This window comes from Rhizobium ecuadorense (assembly GCF_001187535.1).
Lineage (GTDB): Bacteria > Pseudomonadota > Alphaproteobacteria > Rhizobiales > Rhizobiaceae > Rhizobium > Rhizobium ecuadorense.
Map to the genome: position 1 here is coordinate 1 of NZ_LFIO01000742.1, position 206 is coordinate 206.

1 protein-coding gene is annotated in these 206 nt (G+C 60.2%); it reads right to left on the bottom strand.

The genetic code is table 11. The annotated features are described in order from the left end of the window. On the bottom strand, positions 1 to 206 hold a 206-nt coding region (locus AF337_RS13655), incomplete at both ends, for a TauD/TfdA dioxygenase family protein (protein ID WP_193393615.1).

Genomic DNA, 206 nt, shown 5'->3' on the forward strand with positions numbered 1-206 from the left:
GAATCGAGATTGAGGATGGAGGCCGTGCCGGTCACCGGACCCTGGGTTGGATGAGGCACAAGGTCGCCCAGGCGGCGTGCGAATGATTCCTGTTGGGCATCGTCAAGATGTTCCTGGTCGCGGAAGAAGATGACCTTGTGTTTCAGGAGAAGCTGGTTGATGGCCGCCACCGTTGCGTCCGAAAGGTCTCCGCCGAGGCGGATACC